Origin of the sequence: Brevundimonas sanguinis, assembly GCF_029636725.1 — a bacterium.
GTDB classification, from domain to species: Bacteria; Pseudomonadota; Alphaproteobacteria; order Caulobacterales; family Caulobacteraceae; genus Brevundimonas; species Brevundimonas sanguinis.
Window position 1 is genome coordinate 786606 of the sequence record NZ_CP116770.1, and the last position, 22489, is coordinate 809094.

A 22489-nucleotide genomic window follows, 5' to 3' on the forward strand; every position below is an offset into this window, starting at 1 on the left:
CGTCTGCCCGGACTGCGGCAACAAACGCTGCCCGAAATCGACCCATCACGACAACGCCTGCACCGGATCAAATGAGCCTGGTCAAAAGGGGAGCCGATACCAATGACTGACCCTATGGAACTGGTGGGGCGGCTGACACAGAGGGCCGCTGACTACCGAACTGGCGGTCCGTCGTCAGAACACACCGCCATCATGCTTGACGAAGCCGCCGCCTGCATCCGCGAGATGGTGGAGTGGCGGCCTATTGAGACGGCTCCGAGGGACGGGACGCACATTCTGATAGCGCCTCATATGGACGTGGCATTGTGGGATCACGGCGCGGAGCGCTGGATCACAAACGTCATACCGCTCAATTCCGACCGGACCATTGCGGACGACTGGAGAGCCCGTCCCGTCATGATGTTTGAGCAGTATGCATCGAACTGGGGAATTGAACCCACCCACTGGCTCCCCCTCCCTCCAGCACCAGGAGCAGAAGCATGACCGCTGACTGGCAAGAGATAGCTACAGCCCCGGAGGATGGCCCGGCCTTTCTGGTCCGCACCGACCGACGCAACGTCTACGTCGTCTTCCGCCGTTCGGATGTCGGCTCGTCGTTCATGCACTTCGTTCCGGGCGTGACACGCGAGATGACTGAGCTTGCTCTCGGGTGGATGCCCTGCCCCGAGACGCCAGACGATCCGCGAGGTGTCGTTCAATGACCGCTGACCTCATCGCTAGGCTGGAGGCTGCCGAGGTGGGAAGCCGGGAGCTGGATGCGCTTATCTGGCTGCGCTTCAACCGACCTGAATATTCGGGCGGCGTGAAGGCGCTGGAAATGCGCGGCTGGTATGACGGGCGCGGCCACATGATCCTTGAAACGGACACGGGCGAGGAAGTGGCTGATGATCTCGGAATTGGCAACTACACCACCTCCCTCGACGCCGCCCTCGCGCTGGCGGAGAGGGTGTTGGGCGAGGACCAGGCGCTAGAGATTCTAGCCGATGAAGCCCGTGCGGCTCACGAGGACACCATCAACGGGTGCCTCAAGCGCGTGCCGATCGACGTCTGTATCAACGCCATCCTTCGCGCCAAACAGGGAGAGGGGGAATGACGAACGTCGTCCAGTTTCCGCAAAAGGTGAGCGAGGACGAGATCGTCACCGTGAAGCTTGAGGATCTCTTCGCGATCCTGACGAAGCGTAAGACCCTTGCCGACATCAAGTGGGAACAGGCCCACGAAGCCCGCATCAAGGAGTTGATGGACATGGGCGTCGAGCGCCTGCGCCACCTCTGGGACAACGTGAGCGACGACACGTCCTTCTACGAAGGAGAGTTTGGATCGCACGACTGTGCGGACATTCACACCGCGCTCAACCGGCTGGGGGATGGGTATTACTGTGCCGTCTGAACCTATTCGCGTCGTCGCTGCCGCGCACCGCATCCGCTTGACGCCGGAGGACACGGGCGATCCGCGCGCCGTCCCGGTGATCATCAGCGCCCCTCCGCCCGCTCGCCATCACAACCTGTTCGCTATCCAGCCTGACGGCCCGTATCCGACCGGCGGTGACAGTGGGTTCCTGCTGTCCGACGGGTCGTTTGCGACCCGAGAGGAAGCAGCGCGGATTGCCGTTGATGCTGGTCAGGTCCGTCCGAACGACATGCACGTTATCGGATCGCTCTATTCGGAGGACTTGTGGTGATGACCCCCATCGTCCTGATCTGCGCCACCAACAACGCCCGCCTCAGAGGAAAGGGGATTTGGCAATGAGCGTCGCGAACGACAACCTTTCCGACCGCCTGGCCTTCGGAGTGGAGGAGGCCGCCACCGTGATGAGCGTCGGCAAGTCCACTATCTGGCGCTGGATCCACGGCAAGAAGGTGCGCACCGTCAAGCTCGGCGGCCGGACCCTCATTCCCCGCGAGGAGCTTCTTCGCCTTCTGGAGCCGGAAGCGGCCTGATGAAGTCGGCCCAGTCCTGCATAAGCCGCCGACGCTTCGCCAGAGCGTCCCGGCGGCGATAGGCCCGCTCTGTGTCTGATCCAACCATATGCGCCAGGGCGGCTTCCGCCACTTCGCGCGCGTGGTCGGTCTCATCGCCAGCCCAGTCCCGGAAGGTCGATCGGAAGCCGTGCGGCGTCGCATCGATCTTCATCCGGGCCAGGAGGCTGTCCATCGTCTGATCTGACATGGGCCGCCCCTTTCTGGCGCCGGGGAAGATGAGTTGGTCGGGCTTCGGCTCGCCGACCCGCACCCTGTCCAGCACCGCCAGCGCCTGGGGTGTCAAAGGAACGCGAAAATCACCCTGGCCGACCTCCTTCATCTTGCCGGCCGGTATCACCCATACGTCGCCCTCAATCTCGCCCCACAAGGCGAAGCGCGTCATGCCCTCGCGCGCGGCCGTAAGGATCGTCCACTCCAACGCCCGGGCGGACATGGCGGACTGCGCGGCGAGCCGCTCCATCACTTCTGGGGCCTCGTCGTAAGGCACGGCCCGACGGTGCGCGACGCCGACCGGCTGCTTGGGCAATAGGCGCTCAAGGTGTCCTTTCAGTCGGGCCGGGTTCGCGCCCTCCCGCCACCCCTTGACGGTCGACGCGTCCAGGAGCGTTTCGATCCGCTGGCGCAGTTTTCGACCGCTCTCAGGGCGGGATCGCCACAGCGGCTTGACCACATCCATGACGTGTTCCGTCGTCACCAGATCGATCGGCACGTCCCCTATGTCCTTGGCGTAGACGAGGAGGCTGCGCTGCCAGTGCGCCTTGGTGTCTCTGCCGCGCCAGCCAGGGGCCAGCTCAGTTATGATCCGCTCGGCTGCTTCGGCGAAGCGGGGAGGGGGTTCCTTCGGCTTCTTCTGGTCCTCACCCCGGGCCACGGCCCGTTTGATCTTCTCGGCTTCCTCGCGCGCCTCCGCCAGCGAAAAGACGGACAAGCTCCCGATCCCGAGTTCCCGGCGCCGCCCACGAATGGTGATCAGCACAGCCCATCGCTTAGCGCCGCTCGGGTCCACGACGAGATAGAGCCCCCCGCCGTCGGCGTGACGGCCGGGCTTCGTTTCTGTCTGGACCTTTCGCGCGGTCAGCCTGTTGACGGCTCTGGCCACGATTTACCCCACAACCCGCCCCACAGGCAGACGCGGGATTGCGTGGCAGCGAGTGGGGTGACATGGGGCAACTAGCCCGGCCAGCGACCGCTCTACAAGGCTTCCAGCCGGGAAAAATGGGGCCGCGCGAGACTCTATGGGGCGAAACTTCCAGTCCTCCCGGGGTCGCCATTCCCTTATTCCGTGGGTCATGGGGCGCAGGCGCGTGGTGTCGGCAGGGCCTTGGTCTGCGCTAGGCTGTGAACCTCAATCCTCACCCGTGCGTCCTGCTGTTGGGCCGTGGTGTGTCGAGCGGTGTTGACCTTCCCTTGATGGGAAGGTTTAGCAGTGTCGTCGTCAAAGGTTTGCGAGGACGACGCCATGGCCGCCGAAGGCTTCAGAACACTGGATGTACCCGTGCTGGGCATGACCTGCGCCAGCTGCGTGGGTCGGGTCGAAAAGGCCATCCGCGCCGTGCCGGGCGTCACGCACGCGCAGGTCAATCTGGCCGCCGAGCGGGCGCAGGTGTCGCTGTCGCCTGACGGTTCCGCCGCCGCCGTGGCCGCCGCGATCAAGAGCGCAGGCTATGAGCCGATGCAGGAGGAGGTCGCCTATCCTGTGCGGGGCATGACGTGCGCGTCCTGTGTCGGCCGCGTGGAAAAGGCGCTGGCCGCCGTGCCGGGGGTGCTGTCGGCCAGCGTCAATCTGGCGACCGAGCGGGCGACCGTGCGCTTCCTGTCGGGGACGACGACGTTTCAGGATCTGGCCGCCGCCGTGGAACAGGCCGGCTATGTGCTGGACACGCCCGAGGACGCCGGGCCGGACGCCAGCGACCGCGAACAGGCCGCCCGCGACGCCGAGATCAGGAAGCTGGGCCGGGCGGTGCTGATCGCGGGCGCGGCGACCCTGCCGCTGTTCGTGCTGGAGATGGGCTCGCACTTCGTGCCGGGGATGCACCACTGGATCGGCGAGACGATCGGCGCCTTCAACTGGAAGGTCATCAGCTTCGTGCTGGCGACCTTCGTGCTGTTCGTGCCGGGGATCATCTTCTACCGCAAGGGCGTGCCCGCCCTGCTGCGCTGGGCGCCGGACATGAACTCCCTCGTCGTGCTGGGCGCGACGGCGGCGTGGACCTTCTCGACGGTGGCTACGTTTGCCCCGCAGTGGCTGCCTGCGGGCACGGCCAACATCTATTTCGAAGCGGCGGCGGTGATCGTCACCCTGATCCTGGTCGGGCGCTGGATCGAGGCGCGGGCCAAGGGCCGCACGGGCCAGGCGATCCGTCGGCTGATGTCGCTTCAGGCCAAGACCGCGCGTGTGGTGCGCGACGGCGTTGAGCAGGACGTGGCCGTCGATGCGGTCAAGGTTGGCGACGTGGTCGTGGTTCGCCCCGGCGAGCGGGTTCCGGTCGACGGCGTGGTCACGGACGGGGCCTCCTTCGTCGATGAATCCATGCTGACGGGCGAGCCGATCCCGGTCGAGAAGACCGCCGGCGCCGACGTCACGGGCGGCACGCTGAACACCACGGGCGCCTTCCGTTTCGAGGCGCGTCAGGTCGGCGCCCAGACTGTGCTGGCCCAGATCGTCCGCATGGTCGAGGCGGCGCAGGGCGCCAAGCTGCCCATTCAGGCGCTTGTCGACAGGGTGACGGGCTGGTTCGTGCCCGCCGTCATGGCCATCGCCGCCCTGACCTTCGCCGTGTGGTTCCTGTTCGGGCCGGATCCGGCGCTGGGCATGGCCCTGGTCGCGACCGTGGCCGTGCTGATCATCGCCTGTCCGTGCGCCATGGGGCTGGCGACGCCGACCTCCATCATGGTGGGCGTGGGCCGAGCGGCCGAGCTGGGCGTGCTGTTCCGCAAGGGCGAGGCGCTTCAGGCCCTGCAGGGCGTGGACGTCGTCGCCTTCGACAAGACCGGCACCCTGACCGAAGGCAAGCCGACGCTGACCGATCTGGTCACGGCCGAGGGCTTTGACGAGACGACGGTGCTGGCCCAGGTGGCGGCGCTGGAGATCCGTTCCGAGCACCCGGTGGCCCGCGCCCTGGTCGCCGCCGCCGAGGCCTGCGGCGTGACGGTGATCGAGCCGCAGGACTTCGCCTCCATCCCCGGCAAGGGGGTGACGGGTCTGGTCGAGGGCGCGCGCGTCGCCGTCGGCGCCGACCGCTACATGGCCGAGCTGGGCTGCGACGTGGCCGTGTTCGCCGAGGCGGCGGCCCGTCTGGGCGATGAGGGCAAGACGCCGCTCTACGCCGCCGTGGACGGTCGACTGGCCGCCATCATCGCCGTGGCCGATCCGGTGAAGGCGACGACGGCCGAGGCTATCGCCGCCCTGCACGAGCTGGGGCTGAAGGTGGCGGTCATCAGCGGCGACAACCGCCGCACCGCCGCCGCCGTGGCGCGTCGTCTGGGCATCGACGAAGTTCACGCCGAGGTCATGCCGGACGGCAAGGTGGCGGTGATCGAGGCGCTTAAAAAGGGCGGGCGCAAGGTCGCCTTCGTCGGCGACGGGGTGAACGACGCCCCGGCTCTGGCGGCGGCGGATGTCGGCCTGGCGGTCGGCGGCGGTTCGGACGTGGCGATCGAGAGCGCGGACGTGGTCCTGACGGGCGGCGACCTGCGCGGCGCGGTCAGCGCCATCGGCCTGTCGCGGGCGACGATGAACAACATCCGCCAGAACCTGGCCTGGGCCTTCGGCTACAACGTGCTGCTGATCCCGGTGGCGGCGGGGGTGCTGTATCCGGTCTTCGGCCTGATGCTGTCGCCCATGCTGGCGGCGGGGGCCATGGCCCTGTCCAGCGTCAGCGTGGTGCTGAACGCCCTGCGCCTGCGCGCCTTCAAACCCCATATCGGCAGCGCGAAGGGAGCCGCGCGATGAACATCGGCAAGGCCGCTGAGGCGACCGGCGTCTCTGCTAAGATGATCCGCTATTATGAGGCGCAAGGGCTGATCCGCCCTGCGGACCGCACCGAGGGGAATTACCGCGACTTTTCAGAGCGCGACCTGAACGACCTGCGCTTCATCCGCCGGGCGCGGGGGCTGGGCTTTTCAATTGAGGAGATCAGCCGCCTGCTGTCCCTGTGGCGCGACGAGGCCCGGTCCAGCCGCGAGGTCAAGGCGATGGCGCAGAAACATCTGGAGGATCTGGACGCCCGCATCCGTGAAATGCGCGAGATGGCCGACACCCTGCGCCACTTAGCCCAATGCTGCGTCGGGGACGAACGTCCGGACTGTCCCATCCTGTCGGATCTGGCGGGCGCATCGGCCGGTCAGAAACAGCGCGCGGACTGAAGCTGAACGTCAGGATGACAACGGCGGCGCCCCTCGCGGGACGCCGCCGTTTCTCGTTCCAGCCGGGGCAGGAGGCCGGAGCGAATGGCTAGACCCTTTGCGGGTCAGTCGGAATCGACCGCACCCAGAACAAGGGTCCAGATTTATCTGAAGCGAATATCTGAGTTGAGCTGGACATGCGTCCAACTCAACCGATTTCGCTCTCGGCTGTTAGGCCAGAACCATGATGGCGACGCGGCGGTTCTGGGCGCGGCCTTCACGGGTGTTGTTGGGGGCGACCGGCTTGGCGGGGCCGTAGGAGATGGTCGCCATGCGGTTCAGGGCGATGCCCTGATCGCTCAGGAAGCGACGCACCGCTTCGGCCCGTTCCTGGCCCAGACGCTCGTTGATCTGGTCGGTGCCGGTCGAGTCGGTGTGGCCCTGGATCTCCAGGTACACGTTGGCGTTCTCGGCGCGCAGGCGCTGGACCAGTTCGGCCAGGCGCTGCTCGGCTTCCGGCGACAGTTCGGTGTGGTTGACCGGGAATTTCACCGAGTCGTCCGACAGAACGACTTCGTACAGGAATTTGCCCTGGGCCAGTTTGTGCGCGGCGTTGGCGCGGGCCAGGGCTTCGCCCGCCGTGCCTTCGACCTGCGTCAGATGAGCGTCGACGCCGTCGACGCGCTCGTTCACGACCTGGACGTTGTCGCGGACGAACCGATGGCTGGCGCAGCCGCTGACGGCGATGCCGAGAACGGCGACGGCGCCGATGACAGCGGTCCTAGATGCCAAATTGATCAAATCAAGTCTCCTTCGTGCCCGGCCCAACTCCGGGGATGTTACGCGCCGCACCGATGTCGGTTGCAAAACGGCGGAGCAAAGACGCGCGAAGAAGTGAAAAGGTTCAGCTTGACTGTAAAAAAATATAAAGAACCGACGTTCTTGTTATTCTCCCTTCCTCGCCAGACGCCTTTTTCCTGACGTTCTCAGGTGATCAGTTTCTCGCGATCTGAACGGCGAGGAGCCTTGTTGCAAATGTCACCATCGGGCGTTCGCGGAACCTGCAGCGGAACAGGCGTCAGGTAGTGAGGCGGGCGTCGAGGCGTAAACGGTCCGGGGTCCTGCCGGTTGCGGCCAGCATCGCGGCGCATGGCCTGATCCTGGCGATGATGATGACGGCTCCGGTCAAGCCCGTCGTCGCGCCGCCGCCGCCGCCGCCGGTCGAGGTGATCCTGATCGAGCCGCCTCCGCCCGCGCCTTCAGAGCCGGCGCCGGGCGATGCGCCGGCGGGAGGCGCCGAGGCCGCGCCCGCGCCTCAGCCTGAACCGGCGCCTGCCGCCCCCGCGGTTGCGACGCCCGTTCCGGTTCCGGCGAAAACGCCCCAGAAGGCGCGGACCGCTGCCCCGACGCCGCCGACGCCTCGCCCCCCTCGTCCGACGCCTGTGGCGCCGCAGGTTGAGCCGCTGCCGATCTCGGCGCCGGAACCCAGCGTGTCCTTCGTGCTGTTGGGAGACGGCGCGCTCAGCGGCGCCTTGACCGCGGGGCAGGGGACGGGCGGAGGCGGCGGGACGGGCTCCGGGTCGGGCGGCTCGGGCGGCGGCTCCGGTTCAGGCGCAGGGGGCGGTTCGGGGCAGGGATGCGACATGGTCAAGCGCATCCAGAACGCTCTGCGCAATGATGCGCGGATCAACGCCGCGATCGGACAGGCCTATCGCACCTCCGGCGCCTCGGGCCGGGCGATACTGATGTGGAACGGCGACTGGCTGCAAAGCCCCGGCGAGGCAGGCAAGGGGCTGGCCGGGGTGCGACAGGCCATTGCCGTCACGGTCGGTTTCTCGCCGCGCGCCTGTAAGGCCGAGACCGTGAACGGCTATGTATTGCTGACGCTCAGCGACCAGCCGGGCGCGCCGCGCGTGGCGCTGGGCAGCGGCGGACGCTGGCGCTGGTCCGACCTGCTGTCCCTCTAGCTGGGCAGGCCGAGCGGGCCGTAAAGCCAGGTCAGCCAGGCGCCGATGGCCAGAAAGACGCCGAACGGCAGGCGGTCGGTCCCGGCGACGGGGCGGCGCAGGACGACCTTGGCTGCGACGACGCTCAGGCCGCTCAGGGACGCCCACAGCAGCACGCTGGGCAGGCCGATCCAGCCGACCCAGGCGCCGATCGCGCCCAACAGGAAAGGATCCCCCCCGCCCAGCCCGTCGCGACCGCGCAGGCGCTTATAGATAAAGGCCAGCAGCCATAGGCCGCCGAAGCCCGCCGCCGCCCCGATCAAGGGCGTCTTCAGCGGGCCGACCAGCGACCATTGCAGGCCGCTCTGCACATTGGCGGGGTCCAGCGCCACGGCCGCGAACAGGCCGCTGAGAAACAGCGGCAGAGTCAGGGCGTCCGGCAGCCAGAAATGCTCGGCGTCGATGATGGCGATCAGCAGCAGCTGCCAGCCCAACACCGCGCCCGCCAGCGCCCAGGCGGGATCGTCGAAGCGCAGCGCCGCCCAGACGCCGATGGCGGCGGCGGCCAGCTCGATCAGGGGATAGCGCACAGGAATGGCTGCGCCGCAGTCGCTGCACTTCCCGCGCGTCATCGCCCAACTGACGACCGGGATCAGCCGCCAGGGCTTCAGGGGGCGCCCGCATGACCCGCAACGGGAGCGCTGCACGACGACGTCCTGGCCATTAGGCAGACGCAGGCTGACCAGGCCCAGAAAGCTGCCCACGATCAGTCCCAGGCCGCCCATCAACGTCGCCAGCATGCGCTTCCCTCTGTCTTCTTATCCAGTCTCGGCCCCTAGTGCGGCGATCCCCCGACGACATGCAATGGAAATGCTGAAACGCAAAGGTTGTGTCGCATCGCGGCGACACCTAACGACCTATCCGTCGGGGGCCTCGCTGAAGACTGGACGCGCGACCTTTCAAATGGATATTCGGGTTTTGTGACCATAGTTTCGGCGATCGACAAATTGACGCCGCGCGAACGGGAAATTCTTCTGCTCGTAGCGGAACGTCTGGGCGACAAGGAGATCGCCCAGCAACTGAACCTGTCGCCCCGCACCGTTCAGAACCACCTGCATCGCGCCTATGAGAAGCTGGGCGTTTCCGACCGCCAGCAGGCGGCCCGCCTGCTGAGTAATTCCTACTCACGGCAATCGCCGCCCCTGTCGTCCGAGCCGTTTCTGGGCTCAGAACATGGCGTCCTTGCAGGTTCTGAACGTGTCGAGGACGGGAAGACACCCTGGCCGGTTCCCTTCTATGGGAGCTATGTGCGCCTGGGGCGCTGGCGTCGGCCACGCACGGTCGGCGGCTCTGTTCTGCTGTTGATCCTGGGCGGGGCGCTGGCGTGGATTCTGCTCGCAGCCGCTGCGATCAGTTTAATTCCTCCCGTCCTGGAGATGATCCATGGCCTGCGCTGACGCTTATGATGGGCGGAGATGCGCATGATCAAAGGGATTTAAGCGCCTGACGACTGATCGGGCCGAGCGGAGACGTCGATGACCCCTGTGCAGCTCGCACTGCAGTTCGCATTGCTGGCGTTCAGTCTGGCGGGCCTTTTCCTGCTGCTCTGGCGGGGACGGACCTTGGACCGTGCTGCCGCCGGCGTCGTCCTGATGGCTCTGACCTTGTCCTACGCGGTCGATGACGCGAGCCCGCAGGGGTTTGAGTTCGGCGTGGTCATCATCGATACGACGGCCTTCCTCGCCCTGTGGTTGATCGCCGAGCGGGCGGGGCGGTGGTGGATCGTGATGGCCGCTGCACTGCACCTGGTGTCGACCTTGGTCTACGTCGCGCCGTTCTTGACCTCGACCAGCCTGGCCTGGGCCGCGATGACGCTGATCTGGGTCCTCTGGTTCCTGACGTCACTGACATTTTTCTTCGGCGTCTGGGAAATCGAAGCCGCCCGACGCTTCGCCTTTGGGGGGCGACATGGCTCAACAGTGGACGATGGAGGCGGCCCGCGCGCTGCTCCGTCAATGGAATGACAAACGGCTTGAGGCCTCCGTTCGTGCGGGGGGGCTGATGGCTGAACTGGGGGCGCTTGAGGTCTGGCTGCTGGAGCAGCGGCCTGAGACCCTGGCCGAGGCGGAGCGCCTCTTGGACCTGATCACATCACACGAAAGCGGCGGCGGGCGCGGGCTGGAGCAGCTGTGCCGCATCGGCGGCGGCGTTCGTAACGACGTCGACGCCCATCGCAGCCGGGTGGAGCACAGCTTCGCTCCGCGCGCCTCGGGACCGCTGGCGGGGCGCGCCTAAAAGTCATCATTTGATGATGGTCGGCCAGGGTTTCGTCCCGCCGACCGGACTGTTACAGCCGTTGACAGTCCGCGACGAAGCCTTGCGCCGTCGCTCCGCAAAGCGGTTTTTCCTCCCATGAATTTCGCCGTTCGCGCCGCGTCTCTCGCGTCCGCCTCTCTGTCCGTGCTTGCTTTCGCCGCGCCTGTTATGGCCGAAGCGCCTATCGACACCGGCCCGACCCAGGTGTCCGAGATCGTGGTGACGGCCGAGCGCCGCGAGGCGCCGCTGGCGGCGACGCCGTTGTCGCTGACAGTGGTGAGCCAGCCCCTGCTGGACGGCGTCGGCGTGCGCGACATCAAGAATCTGCAGATCCTGGCGCCGGGCCTGATCGTGGCCTCGACCTCGAACCAGACCTTCACCACCGCCCGCATCCGCGGCGTCGGCACGGTGGGCGACAATCCGGGCGTCGAAAGCTCGGTCGGCGTCATGATCGACGGCGTTTACCGCCCGCGCAACGGGGCGGCGCTGGGCGATCTGGGCGAGGTGGAGCGCGTCGAGGTGCTCAAGGGCCCGCAGGCGACCCTGTTCGGCAAGAACACCTCGGCGGGCGTCATCAACGTCGTCACCGCCGCCCCGTCGTTCGACGCGCGCATGGCGGGCGAGGCGACCTTCGGCGACTATGGAACGCACGGCGGCTCCGTCTCCCTGACCGGCCCGATCGTGGACGAGGTTCTGGCCGGGCGGCTGTATGTCGCCGCGCGTCGCCGCGACGGCCTCTATGACGTGAAGACGGGGGATGGGCCGCGCACCTCGACCGACGATCAGACCGAACACTATGACACCGTGCGCGGGCAGCTGCTGTGGCGCGCCACGCCGGACCTGACCGCCCGCCTGACCGCCGACTGGACCGAGCGTGACGAGCGCTGCTGCGTGGGCGTTCAGCTGGTGACAGGCGCGACGGCGCCCCTGCTGGCGACCTTTGCGCCCGACGGCGGCGTGGCGGCGACGCCGAAGCCGTGGGATCGCGTGGCTTATTCGAACCGCGACACCAACACCCGCATCCGCGACAAGGGTCTGGCGCTGCACCTGAACGCCGATCTGGGCTGGGCGACGCTGGAGAGCACCTCGGCGGTGCGCGACTGGCGCGGCGTCATCAGTCAGGACTGGGACTTCACCTCGGCCGATCTGGCCTATCGCCCGGACGACGGCAGCTGGTCGAACCGCTTCCGCACCCTGACGCAGGAGTTCCGCCTGTCGGGCCAGCGCGGAAAGCTGGACTGGTCGGCGGGCGCCTTCTTCGCCGATGAGAAGCTGACCCGTCGCGACAGCCTGCTCTACGGCGCCGATTACGAGGGCTACGTCAGCCGCCTCCTGTCGCGCTCGGCGTCGAACCCGCTGGGCGACCCGAACTACGTCTCGACCCTGACCGGCCTGGCTGTGGGCCAAAGCTTCGTCGAGGGCGAGGGCCAACTGGATCGCTATTGGCAGGCGGCCCGCAGCGCCGCCCTGTTCGGCCAGGTCTCCTACGCCGTGACCGACCGCCTGACCCTGACCGGGGGCCTGCGCCGCACCCATGAGACCAAGGAGATGACGGCCGCCTATCACAACACCGACGGCGGGCGGGCCTGCGCGGCGGCGCTGGCCAATGGCGTCACCAACGCCACCTTGTGCCTGCCGTGGTCCAATCCGGCCTTCAACGGCTTGAGCCAGTCTGAGACGGTCAAGGACGAGGCCTGGACCGGCCTGGCCCGCGCCGAGGTCCAGGCGGCCGAGGGGACGCGCCTGTACGCCTCCTGGTCGCGGGGGCGCAAGAACGGCGGCTTCAACCTGGACCGCGGGCAGACCAATCTGGTCCCCGACGCCTCGCGCGCCTTCCCGGCCGAGAGCGCCGACGCCTTCGAGGCGGGCATCAAGAGCGTGATGCTGGACCGACGCCTGCTGGTCTCGGCCGCCGCCTTCCGCCAGACCTATGACGACTTCCAGCTGAACACCTTCCTGGGCACGACCTTCCTGGTTCGCTCCATCCCCGAGGTGCGGGCCAAGGGCGTCGAGGCGGACTTCATGTTCCTGCCGTTCGAGGGCCTGTCGCTGCAGGGCGGCCTGACCTACGCTCAGACGGAGTATGGCGACGACGCCGTGCCGGGCCTGCCGCTGCTGGCGGGCCAGCGGATGAACTTCGCCCCCCTGTGGAGCGGATCGCTGGCCGGAACCTATGAGCGGCCGGTGACGGCCGGCTTGACCGGACGGGTGACGTTGGCGGCCAAATATTCGTCGGAATACAACACCGGCTCGGACCTCGATCCGGCCAAGAGCCAGCCGGGCTTCTGGCTGGTGGACGGCCGCGTCGCCCTGGCGCGGGACGATGCGTGGAGCGTCGAGCTGTGGGGCCGCAATCTGTTCGATCAGGACTATCGCCAGGTGGCCTTCGGCGCCCCGTTCCAGACGGGCACCCTGGGCGCCTTCCTGGGCGCGCCGCGCACGGTGGGCGTGACCCTGCGGGTCATGCGCTGAGGCCATGAAAAAAGGACGCCGGCGATGCTGGCGTCCTTTTTAAATTCTCGGTCGGATCAGTCCTTGTCGCGGGCCGCAGCCTTGGCCGCGCGCTCGGCCTGGCCGCGCCAGCCATAGCCTTCGCCATGTTTGCCGACGCTGACGAAGGTCGCCTCCTCAGCCTTGTGGAAATACTGCTCGGACACCATCCAGCCCTTGAAGGGGCGCAGCACCGACAGGCACATGGCCGCCAGCACCGGGAAGGTCACCAGGAAGTGGACCCAGACCGGCGGATGAACGGTGAACTCGAAGATCATGAAGGCGATCATGCCGACGACGCCGACGGCGCACATGACGAAGAAGGCCGGGCCGTCCGCCGGATCGGCGAACTTGTAGTCCAGCCCGCATTCGGGGCAAGACTCGCGCAGGCTCAGATAGCCCTTGAACACGGGACCCTGGCCGCAGCGGGGGCAGCGGGCGCGAACGCCGGTCTTCACGGGGCTGATCGGAGGATAGACGGGATCGGACACTAAAGCTGTTCCTGCGGCGAACGATGTCCATGATGTCGGCCGTTCGTCACAGGGAAGCAAGCGGGTGTTTTGTCCTATGCGCGACAGGCCCTCGCGTCAGGCCCCGTTAACGACGATTAAAGCCCTTCGCGCGAGCATGCGCGCGATATGACCGGGGCCCCCGCCAAGAAGCGCGTTCTGCAGACGACCGTGGCGGCCGCCGCGGCGGGCGTCGTCGTCTTCGCGCCTCTGGCCCCGGCGCCGTCGCTGGCCCAGGCGGGCGCTCCTGTCGAGATACGCATCGGCGCCAATGCGGGCTTCACCAGGATCGAGTTCGCCGGGGTCGTCGGCGCGCGCGCACGAGTGCGTCAGGACGGCCGCACCGTCGTGGTCCGCATCGGCACGACCGCCGCCCCCGACGTCAGCCGCCTGCGCGTCGATCCGCCCAAGGGGCTGGAGAAGATCGAGACCCGCGCCGCCCAGGGCGCGACCGAACTGGTCCTGACCCTCGCCGAAGGGGCGGGCGCGACCAGCGGGTCCGCGGACGGCGCCGTCTGGCTGAACCTCTATGCGCCGGCCAAGGACGGCGACGGTCTGCGCCGCTCGCCGGTGCCGATCGGCGGGGCGGTGCCGGTGGCGGCCGAGGTCAAGGGCCAGCAGACGGTGATGCGTTTCGCCTGGAGCGGGCCGGTCGGCGCCGCCGTCTTCCGGCGCGGCGAGGCGGTCTGGGCCGTGTTCGACCACGCCGCCCGCATGCAGATGAAGGGCGAGGGCCTGAACGGCGCCCGCTGGGCCGCCGGGCCCGACTTCACCGCCGTGCGCATTCCGGTCGAGCCGGGTCAGGCGGTGGCCGCCCGCGCCGAGGGTTCGACCTGGGTGGTGACCATCGGCGGAACCGCCCCTGCGCCCAGCGGCGTGGATATCGAGCGCGACGACGCGGTCAAGGCGTCGCTGACCGCGCGCATGGCCGGGGCGACCCGCACCGTCTGGCTGACCGATCCGATGATCGGCGACCGCTTCGCCGCCGTCACCGCCCTGGCCCCCGGCAAGGGGTTGAAGACCGGACGGCGTACGGTGGACGCCGGCTTCCTGCCGACCGCCCACGGCTTGGCGGTCGAGACCCCGACCGACGATCTGAGCGTCACCGCCGACGGCGATCTGGTGACGGTGACGAGGCCGCGCGGCCTGACGCTGTCCTCGCCAACCGCTGGGTTGGAACGGGCGGCTGAAGGCGCCGACGCGCCGCGCGCCGCGTCTCGTCCGGCGCTGATCCCGGCCGACTGGTCCGCCGATGCGGGCGAAGGCGGCTTCATCGCCCGCCATCGCGCCCTGCAGGACGCCGCCGAACGCGAGAGCGGCCGCGCCGCCGAAGACCTGCGCGCCCCGATCGAGGCGCGGCTGGCCTATGCCCGCTTCCTGGTCGGGCATGGTCTGGGGTTCGAGGCGGTCGGGGTGCTGAACGCCCTGATCAAACAGACGCCCGCCATGCAGGGCGTGGCCGAGGTGCGCGGCCTGCGCGGCGCCGCCCGCGCCTCCATCGGCCGGTTTAACGAGGCGGAGGCCGACTTCTCGTCCGGCGCCCTGGCGGGCGATCCCTCGACCAAGGTGTGGCAGGGCTATATCGCGGCCCAGCAGGGCGACTGGGCCAACGCGCGGCGGCTGTTCGCGGCCGGCGCAGGCGTGGTCGACGGCTTCGCTCCCGAATGGCGCGCGCGCTTCGGCGCCGCCCATGCGATGGCGGCGGTCGAGACCGGCGACGCCGACGCCGCGCGCGAACTGCTGGCCTATGTCTTCAGCCAGCCGAACGTGTCGGCCCCCGATCAACTGACGGCCCGCCTGGTGCAGGCGCGCCTGTTCGAAATGGATGAGAAGCCCGACCGGGCTCTGGCGGTCTACAAGGCGGTGGCGCGCGCCCCGCTGGACGGCGTCGCCACGCCCGCGCGCCTGGGCGTCATCAAGCTGGAGATGGCCAAGGGGACGCTGAAGGCCGACGCCGCCGCCGCCCAGCTGGAGGCGCTGAAATGGCGCTGGCGCGGGGATGCGACCGAACTGGCGGTGATCCGCACCCTGGGCGAGCTTTATCTCTCCCAGGGGCGCTATCGCGAGGCCCTGACCACGCTGAAGACGGCGGGGCCGAAGATCGTCACCCTGCCGGGCGGCGACCGGCTTCAGGCCGATCTCGACAACGCCTTCCGCGCCTTGTTCCTCGAAGGCGCGGCGGACGGTCTGCAGCCGGTGCAGGCGCTGGCCCTGTTCTTCGACTTCCGAGAACTGACGCCCGTCGGCGCTGACGGCGACGAGATGGTGCGGCGGCTGGCGCGGCGCCTGATCGACGTCGACCTGCTGGATCAGGCGGCGGAGCTGCTGAAGTATCAGGCCGAGAACCGGCTGGACGGGGTGGCCAAGGCTCAGGTCTCGACCAATCTGGCCGCCGTCTATCTGATGAACCGCCAGCCGGAAGAGGCGCTGCAGGCCCTGTGGTCGTCGCGCACGACCCTGCTGCCGACCGCCATGAATATCGAGCGCCGCGCCCTGGAGGCCCGCGCCCTTATGGAACTGGGGCGCTATGACCACGCGCTGGAGGTGCTGGGCAAGGACGCCTCGCCCGCCGCGCGCGACGTGCGCGCCGACATCCTGTGGAAGCAGCAGCAGTGGGGGGCGGCCGCCGCCCTCTATGAGCAGCGCCTGGGCGACCGATGGAAGGAGACCGCCGCGCCGCTCAGCGAGGTCGAGGAGACGCGCCTGATCCGTGCGGGCGCGGGATATTCGCTGGCGCGGGACGCGGGGGCGCTCTCCCGTTTGTCCAAGAACTACGCCGCCTTCGCCGAGGGCGCGCGCTCGCCGGGCGCGATCCGGGTAGCGCTGGCGGGGCTGGACGGCGGCGACTCGGGCCGGCCGCAGGACTTCGCCGCCCTCAGCGCCGGGGCCGACGCCTATGCCGGCTGGATCGCACAGACCAAGGCCGAGTTCCGGGCGAAGACGGGCGCGGGCCAATAAAAAACCCCCCTCCCGGCGGGAGAGGGGTTTTTTTGCATCAATCCTGACGAGCAGGACGAACGCGCCGTAAAGGCTTAGCCGTTGACGGCGTCCTTGAGCGGCTTGGACACGCGGAAGCGCACGGCCTTCGAGGCCGGGATCTTGATCGTCGCGCCCGTGGCCGGGTTGCGGCCTTCGCGCTCGGCGCGCTCAGCCGTGTCGAACACGCCCAGGTTGGAGATACGGACGTCGTCGCCCGACTTCAGAGCCTTGTGGATGTTCTCGACAATGGCGGTCAGAACCTTGCCGGCGTCAGCTTGCGACACGCCCGCGTCTTTGGCGACAGCGGCGATCAGTTCAGCTTGAGTGGTCATGAGGGTATTTTCCCAATGGTGGTCGCCCGGAAGGAAGCGCCGGGCGAGGACCGGGGGATCAACGACGGTTTTTGTGAACTTGGCAAGCCCGCATCGCCCAGAAGGCCTTGCAGGCTGGGGATTTATCCTGCGCCGGAGGCTCTCTGGAAGCTCTCGACGAGGCTGCCCGCGACCAGTCTCCACCCGTCCACCAGCACGAAGAAGATCAGTTTGAAGGGCAGGCTGACCACCACCGGCGGCAGCATCATCATGCCCATCGACATCAGCACGCTGGCGACCACCAGATCGATCACAAGGAACGGAACAAAAAGAAGAAATCCGATGGTGAAGGCGGTCTTCAGCTCGCTGATCATGAAGGCCGGGGTGACCACTCTCAGGGGCAGGTCCTGCATGTTCGCGGTGGCCGTGACGCCCGACAGTCGAGTGAACAGGGCCAGGTCGTCCGGCTTCACCTGAGCCAGCATAAAGGTTTTTACCGGTTCGGACGCCGCATCGAAGGCCTGAGGCAGTTCCATCTGCTGATCCATCAGCGGACGGACCCCCGAATCATAGGCGTCCTGCCAGGTCGGAGCCATGACGATGGCGCTCAGGAACAGGGCCAGGGACACCAGGACGGCGTTCGGCGGCGACTGCTGCATCCCCAGCGCCGTACGCAGAAGCGACAGCACCACGACGATCCGCACGAAGCTGGTGGTCATGATGACGATGGACGGGGCCAGCGACAGCACCGTCATCAGCCCGACCAGTTGCACCACGCGCTGCGTCAGGCCGGCGCCCGTCCCCAGGTCGATGTTGATGGCCGATCCGCTCTGCGCCGCCTCCTGCGCCAGGGCGCCCAGCGGCCAGATCAGGCACAGGGCGGTGGTGATCAGCGACAACAGGGCCGCGCGTTTGAGTTCGGCGCGGGTGGGGACGCCGAAAATGCTCGCCTTTTCCCTCCCCGTCCCGGGGAGGGTGGCCGAGCCCGCAGGGCGAGGCCGGGTGGGGGCGGCTTGGCGATCCCGGACGCGAACCGGGGCGAGTTTCGACAGGAGGCGTCTGAATGGCCCTGCCGCCCCCACCCGGTCGCTGCGCGACCACCCTCCCCGTCCCGGGGAGGGAGAGGCGCTGTGCTTGCGCCCCTTCACTTCACGCCTCCCGGTTGGCGTGGCTCGATCAGTTCGCGGCCCTCGCCCAGCAGGATCAGCCGTTCTTCGTCATCGACGCGGATCAGCACCAGACGGCGCGACGGGTCCAGCACCAGGGTCTCGACGACCTTCATCCGCCGCACCTGTCCCTGCTGGCCCTGAAAGCGGGCCAGGATCTCCGGCGCATAACGACGCGCCGCCCAGGCGGCCAGGCCGATGATGCCCAGGGTGATGGCCAGGCCGAAGATCGCCCGGAACAGATCAAGGAAGTCCATGCGGATGCAGCCCCAGACGCGCGACGATCCGGCGTTCGGCCGCCACGCTTCGGGCCATGTTTCAACGGACGTGGTTAACGGCGCGTTTAGGGATACGGGATATTAACCATGCAGGCGGCAAAATCTGCCGATCCGTTCGTCCGAGGGATTCGCATGTCCGTCACCGACCTGCCGCTGCTGAATCAGATCAAGGGCCGTCTGGCCTGGCTGGACGACCGTCAGCGGGTGATCGCCGAGAACGTCGCCAACTCCAACACCGCCGGCTACATCGCACGCGACCTCAAGACGCCAGCCGACTTCGCCGCAGCCGTGAAAAAGAACGCCGGGCTGCGCATGACGGCCACCAACGCTCATCACGTCTCTCCGCCAGCGCGCGCGCCGCGTTTCGAGGGGATGGAAGCGCCGGATTCCGAGACCACCCTGGACGGCAACTCGGTCGTGGTCGAAGAGCAGATGCTCAAGATGGCCGAGAGCCGCATGGCCTATGACGCCGCCATCGGCTTCTACCAGAAGTCCATGCAGATGATCCGCCTGGCGGCCAAGAAGCCGGCCGCCTGAGGGGAAATGAAACATGCCTGACCCGATCAACAACCGCCCGGTAAGTCCCCGCAACACCGCCATGGCGGTCGCCTCCAGCGCGCTGAAGGCGCAGCAGTCGCGGATGCGGATCATCGCCGAGAACATCGCCAACGCACAGTCCACGGCCACTGTCGCAGGCGGCCAGCCGTATCGCCGCCAGATGCCGGTGTTTCAGGCACGCGACGTGGACGGCGCGACCGGCGTCGCCCTGGCCGAGGTGCGGCCGGATCAGAGCGACTTCCGCAAGGACTACGACCCGTCGCACCCGGCGGCGGACGCCGAAGGCTATGTCATGCGGCCCAACGTCGACACCCTGATCGAGGCGATGGACATGCGCGAGGCGCAGCGCGCCTATGAGGCCAATCTGAACGTCATCGAGACGGCGCGGAACATGGATTCGCGCACCCTCGACATCATCAAGAAGTAAGGGGCTAAGGCATGAACCCCATCATGGCCGCCCGCGCCTACGCCGCCGTTCAGGGCGGAGGCGGCGTCAGCGTCACGACCTCGGCCAACGCCGCCGCGAGCGCCGGTCCGAACGCGGCCGGCGGCTTCGCCGACCTGTTGCAGAACGTCATGACGCAGACGACGCAGGCCACCCGCGTCGCCGAGGTCCAGATGGCCCAGTCGGTCCAGGGCCAGGGCAATCTGATCGACGTCGTCACGGCCATCTCGTCGGCCGAGGCCTCGCTGGAGACAGTGATGGCCGTCCGCGACCAGGTCATCTCGGCCTATCAGGAGATCATGAGGATGCCGATCTAGCGTCGGCTTCTCCATTTCCTGACGAGTGCGGATCGAACCCGCGCCCCGCACGCTTTCTTTCCCGACAGTGAAAGGAAGACCCATGCTCAAGGACAAGAACTCCTCGGCTATCGTGGCGGTCAGGGATCTGGATCGCGCCCGCGCCTTCTATTCAGACGTGCTGGAGCTGAACCTGGCTGATAGCGGGATGGAAGGGATGCTGGGCTACCGCACCGGCGGCACCTGGCTGATCGTCTATAAGTCCGACTTCGCTGGAACGAACCAGGCCAACGCCGTATCCTGGGACGTCGGGGTCGAACTGGACGACATCGTCGCCGCTCTGAAGGCCAAGGGCGTGGCGTTTGAGCGCTATGACGGCATGGAGCACGACGGCGACATCCACGTGTGCGGGTCCCTGCGCCTGGCGTGGTTCAAGGACCCGGACGGCAATGTGCTGCATCTGGTCGGCGGCGCCGGCGCAGGCTGAGGTTAGCCTTCCAGCGACACCACCGGCTGGCTGACGGCGGCGCTGCGGCCGCGCGCCTTCAGCCACGCGCGGATGCGGTTCTGGATCGGCTGGTCGATCAGGTAGTGCAGGCCGAAGGCGAAGACGAAGGCCGCCAGCACGCCCAGACCCCACAGCCCCCAGCGCCAGGCTTCGCCCAGCGCCAGCTTGCCGGCCACGGCGTCGGCCAGGCCGAACCAGGCGATGCGCACCACCTCGTTCGAGATGAACATGGAGAAGGACACCATCGCCGCCTGCTCGACCAGTTTTGAGGGCCTGCGTCCAGGAACGGCGCCCGCCGCCAGGATGATGAGGCTGATGAAGACCAGCGAGATCAGGGCGTGTTTGTCGAAATACTGCACGCCCGCCAGGGCCACGGCGGCCAGCACGCCGGCCCAGCCGGCGACGCGCGGGTGGATCCATACCCCTTGCGCGAACCAGGCCAGACCCATGCCGAGGATGAACAGGGGCAGGGCGCGCCAGATGCCCAGGTTCAGCGGCATCTGATAGACGGGATAGTTCAGGATCGCCCAGCTCAGCTCATTGGCGGCCAGATAGCCGACGACGACCAGAATCAGCGCCGTCCAAGGTCCGATCCGGCTGAGGCCGCGCAGCACGAAGGGAAAGGCGACGTAGCAGCCCAGCAGCGCCGAGATCGACCACGTCGGCGCGTTCCAGCCGATGCCGCCGGGCACGCCGAACGACTGCACCAGGGCGACCTGAGCGGGGAGTTGGTCCCAGGCGAACCATTCGGGATGGTTGGGCGGCATCCCTGCGGCCGTGGCGACCAGCACCAGCGCCACCAGCAGACCCAAGACAATCAGGTGCGCCGGAAACACCCTCAGCGCCCGCTTCAGGAAAAAGTCTGTCTTCGACATCCGCCCCGACCCGACGGCGCGGCCATAGACGCGCATCAGCACGTATCCGCTGTCGATCAGGAAGAAGTTGGTCAGCAGAAAGCCGCCCCGCTCGAACACGGGATGCAGCCCTTCGGCCAGGGGCACGGGCGCCGACATCTGGAAGTGATGCAGGATGATCAGGGCGGCCACGATGAAGCGCAGCGCATCCAGCCACCCCCCGCGCCCGATCGGCGGCGGCTCATTCCGGGACGAAAACACGGCCTGCAGCATGGCGACCCCCTTGTTCAGAGGGTTTCATGCAGGAACGGGACCGTCTCGCCATGTCCTTCTCCCCTTGTGGGAGAAGGTGGTCCGTGAGGACCGGATGAGGGGTGTCGGCGCTGCGGTCGGTTGTCGCGTGCCTGCGTGAAGCGCCTTTCGGATGGGGCGGGCGCGCTTACACCCCTCATCCGTCAGGCTTCGCCTGCCACCTTCTCCCACAAGGGGAGAAGGAAGATGGTCCTACCCCCGCACCAGCCGCAGGAATTCCTCACGCGTGCGCGGGTCTTCGCGGACGGCGCCCAGCAGGCAGCTGGTGGACAGGCTGGCGCCTGGAACGTCGACGCCGCGCATGGTCATGCAGCTGTGCTCGGCCTCGATGACGACGCCGACGCCGACGGGGCGCAACACTTCCTGGATGGCTTGCGCGATCTCGGACGTCATCTTTTCCTGGATCTGCAGGCGCCGGGCGTAGCCGCGCACCACGCGGGCCAGCTTGGAGATGCCCACGACCCGGTCGGTCGGAAGATATCCCACGTGCGCCTTGCCCACCACCGGCAGCATATGGTGTTCGCAGAAGCTGACGAAGCGGATGTCCTTCAGGACGATCAGTTCGTCATAGCCGCCGACCTCTTCGAAGGTCTTTTCCAGATAGTCGCGCGGTTCGACCTCATAGCCCTGGAACAGCTCGCGATAGGATTTGGCGACGCGCTTGGGCGTCTCGATCAGGCCTTCGCGCGCGGGATTGTCGCCGGCCCAGCGGATCAGGGTGCGGACGGCGGCTTCGGCTTCTTCCTGCGAGACGGGCGGGGTGGGGGCGTGATCGGTCATGGGCGCTTCATAGCGCCGAGCCGCCGCCGAAGGCCAGAGCCGAGCTTGAGCGACTTTTTGTCCGGACGGTTAGCGCGGCGTTAACCATCCTGTCGGCATTTTCTGCCCACTGTCCCGTGTCTGATGTTCGGCGGGTTTGGGGAACAGCGATGAACGGCGCGGAAGTTCTGGATGTCGGGCGCGACGCCCTGTGGCTGACCATTCAGCTGTGTCTGCCGATCCTGACGGTCGCGCTGGGCGTCGGCGTGTCCATCGGCCTGTTTCAGGCCCTGACACAGGTTCAGGAGCAGAGCCTGGTCTATGCGCCCAAGATCGTCGCCGTCTTCGCCGCCCTGTTGCTGTTTCTGCCGATGATGGGCGCGCTGCTGGGCGGGTTCATGAACGAAATCGCCGCCCGCATCGCGGGAATGTAAGG

Annotated in this window: 27 protein-coding genes; 18 read left to right on the forward strand and 9 right to left on the reverse strand. The window is 67.6% G+C overall.

Translation table 11 applies throughout. From position 1 onward, the window contains the following. The first annotated feature begins 479 nt into the window (after window positions 1-479). The 5 genes from PIB44_RS04040 to PIB44_RS04060 all read left to right on the forward strand — a co-directional run bounded on the left by PIB44_RS04040 (window position 480) and on the right by PIB44_RS04060 (window position 1940). Entirely contained in the window at window positions 480-701 is a 222-nt protein-coding gene (locus tag PIB44_RS04040) for a hypothetical protein (protein ID WP_278070510.1), read from the forward strand. After that, window positions 698-1093 carry a hypothetical protein gene (locus tag PIB44_RS04045; RefSeq protein WP_278070511.1) on the forward strand — a complete coding sequence of 132 codons (396 nt, stop codon included), beginning with the start codon at window positions 698-700 and terminating at the stop codon, window positions 1091-1093. The genes PIB44_RS04040 and PIB44_RS04045 overlap by 4 nt, the downstream gene beginning before the upstream one ends. Beyond that, window positions 1090-1389, forward strand: coding sequence for a hypothetical protein (locus tag PIB44_RS04050; RefSeq protein ID WP_278070512.1), 300 nt, complete (start codon window positions 1090-1092; stop codon window positions 1387-1389). Before PIB44_RS04045 ends, PIB44_RS04050 begins: the two co-directional genes overlap by 4 nt. Continuing rightward, the gene (locus PIB44_RS04055; protein WP_278070513.1) at window positions 1367-1681 is read left to right on the forward strand and encodes a Y16D family protein; all 315 of its coding nucleotides are present in this window, start codon (window positions 1367-1369) and stop codon (window positions 1679-1681) included. Before PIB44_RS04050 ends, PIB44_RS04055 begins: the two co-directional genes overlap by 23 nt. A gap of 64 nt (window positions 1682-1745) precedes the next feature. Continuing rightward, complete coding sequence (locus PIB44_RS04060) at window positions 1746-1940, forward strand: helix-turn-helix domain-containing protein (RefSeq protein ID WP_278070514.1); 195 nt, start codon at window positions 1746-1748, stop codon at window positions 1938-1940. Here PIB44_RS04060 and PIB44_RS04065 read toward each other — a convergent pair. Further along, complete coding sequence (locus PIB44_RS04065; RefSeq protein ID WP_278070515.1) at window positions 1891-3081, reverse strand: tyrosine-type recombinase/integrase; 1191 nt, start codon at window positions 3079-3081, stop codon at window positions 1891-1893. The genes PIB44_RS04060 and PIB44_RS04065 overlap by 50 nt on opposite strands. A 360-nt stretch (window positions 3082-3441) precedes the next feature. Between PIB44_RS04065 and PIB44_RS04070 the strand changes: the two genes are divergently transcribed. Then, on the forward strand, window positions 3442-5934 hold the full coding sequence (locus PIB44_RS04070) for a heavy metal translocating P-type ATPase (protein WP_278070516.1): 2493 nt from the start codon (window positions 3442-3444) through the stop codon (window positions 5932-5934). Continuing rightward, entirely contained in the window at window positions 5931-6347 is a 417-nt protein-coding gene (cueR, locus tag PIB44_RS04075; RefSeq protein WP_278070517.1) for a Cu(I)-responsive transcriptional regulator, read from the forward strand. Before PIB44_RS04070 ends, cueR begins: the two co-directional genes overlap by 4 nt. A 210-nt stretch (window positions 6348-6557) precedes the next feature. Here cueR and PIB44_RS04080 read toward each other — a convergent pair whose 3' ends face one another. Next, window positions 6558-7118 (reverse strand): OmpA family protein, encoded by a 561-nt coding sequence (locus PIB44_RS04080; protein WP_278070955.1) that lies wholly within the window; start codon window positions 7116-7118, stop codon window positions 6558-6560. Between the two features lie 293 nt (window positions 7119-7411). Between PIB44_RS04080 and PIB44_RS04085 the strand changes: the two genes are divergently transcribed. Next, window positions 7412-8293 (forward strand): hypothetical protein, encoded by an 882-nt coding sequence (locus tag PIB44_RS04085; RefSeq protein ID WP_278070518.1) that lies wholly within the window; start codon window positions 7412-7414, stop codon window positions 8291-8293. On the opposite strand, the gene PIB44_RS04090 is transcribed toward PIB44_RS04085, so the two are convergent. Continuing rightward, window positions 8290-9072, reverse strand: a complete 783-nt coding sequence (locus tag PIB44_RS04090; RefSeq protein ID WP_278070519.1) for a prepilin peptidase — start codon at window positions 9070-9072, stop codon at window positions 8290-8292. The two genes, PIB44_RS04085 and PIB44_RS04090, sit on opposite strands and share 4 nt — an antisense overlap. Window positions 9073-9252: 180 nt before the next feature. Between PIB44_RS04090 and PIB44_RS04095 the strand changes: the two genes are divergently transcribed. The 4 genes from PIB44_RS04095 (at window position 9253) to PIB44_RS04110 (ending at window position 13060) form a co-directional block, all read left to right on the forward strand. Next, window positions 9253-9729, forward strand: coding sequence for a helix-turn-helix domain-containing protein (locus tag PIB44_RS04095; protein WP_227157804.1), 477 nt, complete (start codon window positions 9253-9255; stop codon window positions 9727-9729). A 78-nt stretch (window positions 9730-9807) separates the two neighbouring features. Further along, window positions 9808-10296, forward strand: a complete 489-nt coding sequence (locus tag PIB44_RS04100) for a hypothetical protein (protein ID WP_253119775.1) — start codon at window positions 9808-9810, stop codon at window positions 10294-10296. Window positions 10297-10333: 37 nt separating this feature from the next. Beyond that, entirely contained in the window at window positions 10334-10567 is a 234-nt protein-coding gene (locus PIB44_RS04105; RefSeq protein WP_025978483.1) for a hypothetical protein, read from the forward strand. A 117-nt stretch (window positions 10568-10684) separates the two neighbouring features. Next, a complete protein-coding gene (locus PIB44_RS04110; RefSeq protein WP_376787727.1) occupies window positions 10685-13060 on the forward strand; it encodes a TonB-dependent receptor in 2376 nt (791 codons plus the stop codon). Between the two features lie 56 nt (window positions 13061-13116). Here PIB44_RS04110 and PIB44_RS04115 read toward each other — a convergent pair whose 3' ends face one another. Further along, window positions 13117-13569 (reverse strand): DUF983 domain-containing protein, encoded by a 453-nt coding sequence (locus PIB44_RS04115; RefSeq protein WP_025978481.1) that lies wholly within the window; start codon window positions 13567-13569, stop codon window positions 13117-13119. A 147-nt stretch (window positions 13570-13716) separates the two neighbouring features. On the opposite strand from PIB44_RS04115, the gene PIB44_RS04120 reads away from it, so the two are divergent. Continuing rightward, window positions 13717-16545 (forward strand): tetratricopeptide repeat protein, encoded by a 2829-nt coding sequence (locus PIB44_RS04120; RefSeq protein WP_278070521.1) that lies wholly within the window; start codon window positions 13717-13719, stop codon window positions 16543-16545. Between the two features lie 74 nt (window positions 16546-16619). Here the strand turns inward: PIB44_RS04120 and PIB44_RS04125 are convergent, their stop codons facing one another. The 3 genes from PIB44_RS04125 to PIB44_RS04135 form a co-directional block, all read right to left on the reverse strand. Next, the gene (locus PIB44_RS04125) at window positions 16620-16898 is read right to left on the reverse strand and encodes an HU family DNA-binding protein (protein WP_003170475.1); all 279 of its coding nucleotides are present in this window, start codon (window positions 16896-16898) and stop codon (window positions 16620-16622) included. 122 nt (window positions 16899-17020) lie between these two features. Then, a complete protein-coding gene (gene fliP / locus PIB44_RS04130) occupies window positions 17021-17821 on the reverse strand; it encodes a flagellar type III secretion system pore protein FliP (protein WP_278070956.1) in 801 nt (266 codons plus the stop codon). A gap of 200 nt (window positions 17822-18021) precedes the next feature. Beyond that, window positions 18022-18300 (reverse strand): FliO/MopB family protein, encoded by a 279-nt coding sequence (locus tag PIB44_RS04135; RefSeq protein WP_278070522.1) that lies wholly within the window; start codon window positions 18298-18300, stop codon window positions 18022-18024. Window positions 18301-18453: 153 nt separating this feature from the next. Here PIB44_RS04135 and PIB44_RS04140 point away from each other — a divergent pair, with 153 nt between their 5' ends. The 4 genes from PIB44_RS04140 (at window position 18454) to PIB44_RS04155 (ending at window position 20107) form a co-directional block, all read left to right on the forward strand. After that, complete coding sequence (locus PIB44_RS04140) at window positions 18454-18858, forward strand: flagellar basal body protein (RefSeq protein WP_278070523.1); 405 nt, start codon at window positions 18454-18456, stop codon at window positions 18856-18858. Window positions 18859-18871: 13 nt separating this feature from the next. Beyond that, entirely contained in the window at window positions 18872-19306 is a 435-nt protein-coding gene (flgC, locus tag PIB44_RS04145) for a flagellar basal body rod protein FlgC (protein ID WP_025978476.1), read from the forward strand. A gap of 11 nt (window positions 19307-19317) precedes the next feature. After that, window positions 19318-19641: a flagellar hook-basal body complex protein FliE gene (gene fliE / locus PIB44_RS04150; RefSeq protein WP_278070524.1), complete on the forward strand. Its 324-nt coding sequence runs from the start codon at window positions 19318-19320 to the stop codon at window positions 19639-19641. Between the two features lie 82 nt (window positions 19642-19723). Beyond that, on the forward strand, window positions 19724-20107 hold the full coding sequence (locus PIB44_RS04155) for a VOC family protein (protein ID WP_278070525.1): 384 nt from the start codon (window positions 19724-19726) through the stop codon (window positions 20105-20107). A 2-nt stretch (window positions 20108-20109) separates the two neighbouring features. Here the strand turns inward: PIB44_RS04155 and PIB44_RS04160 are convergent, their stop codons facing one another. After that, window positions 20110-21255 carry an acyltransferase family protein gene (locus PIB44_RS04160; RefSeq protein WP_253119766.1) on the reverse strand — a complete coding sequence of 382 codons (1146 nt, stop codon included), beginning with the start codon at window positions 21253-21255 and terminating at the stop codon, window positions 20110-20112. Window positions 21256-21486: 231 nt separating this feature from the next. Next, on the reverse strand, window positions 21487-22074 hold the full coding sequence (gene folE, locus PIB44_RS04165; RefSeq protein ID WP_025978472.1) for a GTP cyclohydrolase I FolE: 588 nt from the start codon (window positions 22072-22074) through the stop codon (window positions 21487-21489). A gap of 149 nt (window positions 22075-22223) precedes the next feature. Between folE and fliQ the strand changes: the two genes are divergently transcribed. Further along, window positions 22224-22487: a flagellar biosynthesis protein FliQ gene (gene fliQ / locus PIB44_RS04170; protein ID WP_024353554.1), complete on the forward strand. Its 264-nt coding sequence runs from the start codon at window positions 22224-22226 to the stop codon at window positions 22485-22487. Window positions 22488-22489 lie beyond the last annotated feature (2 nt).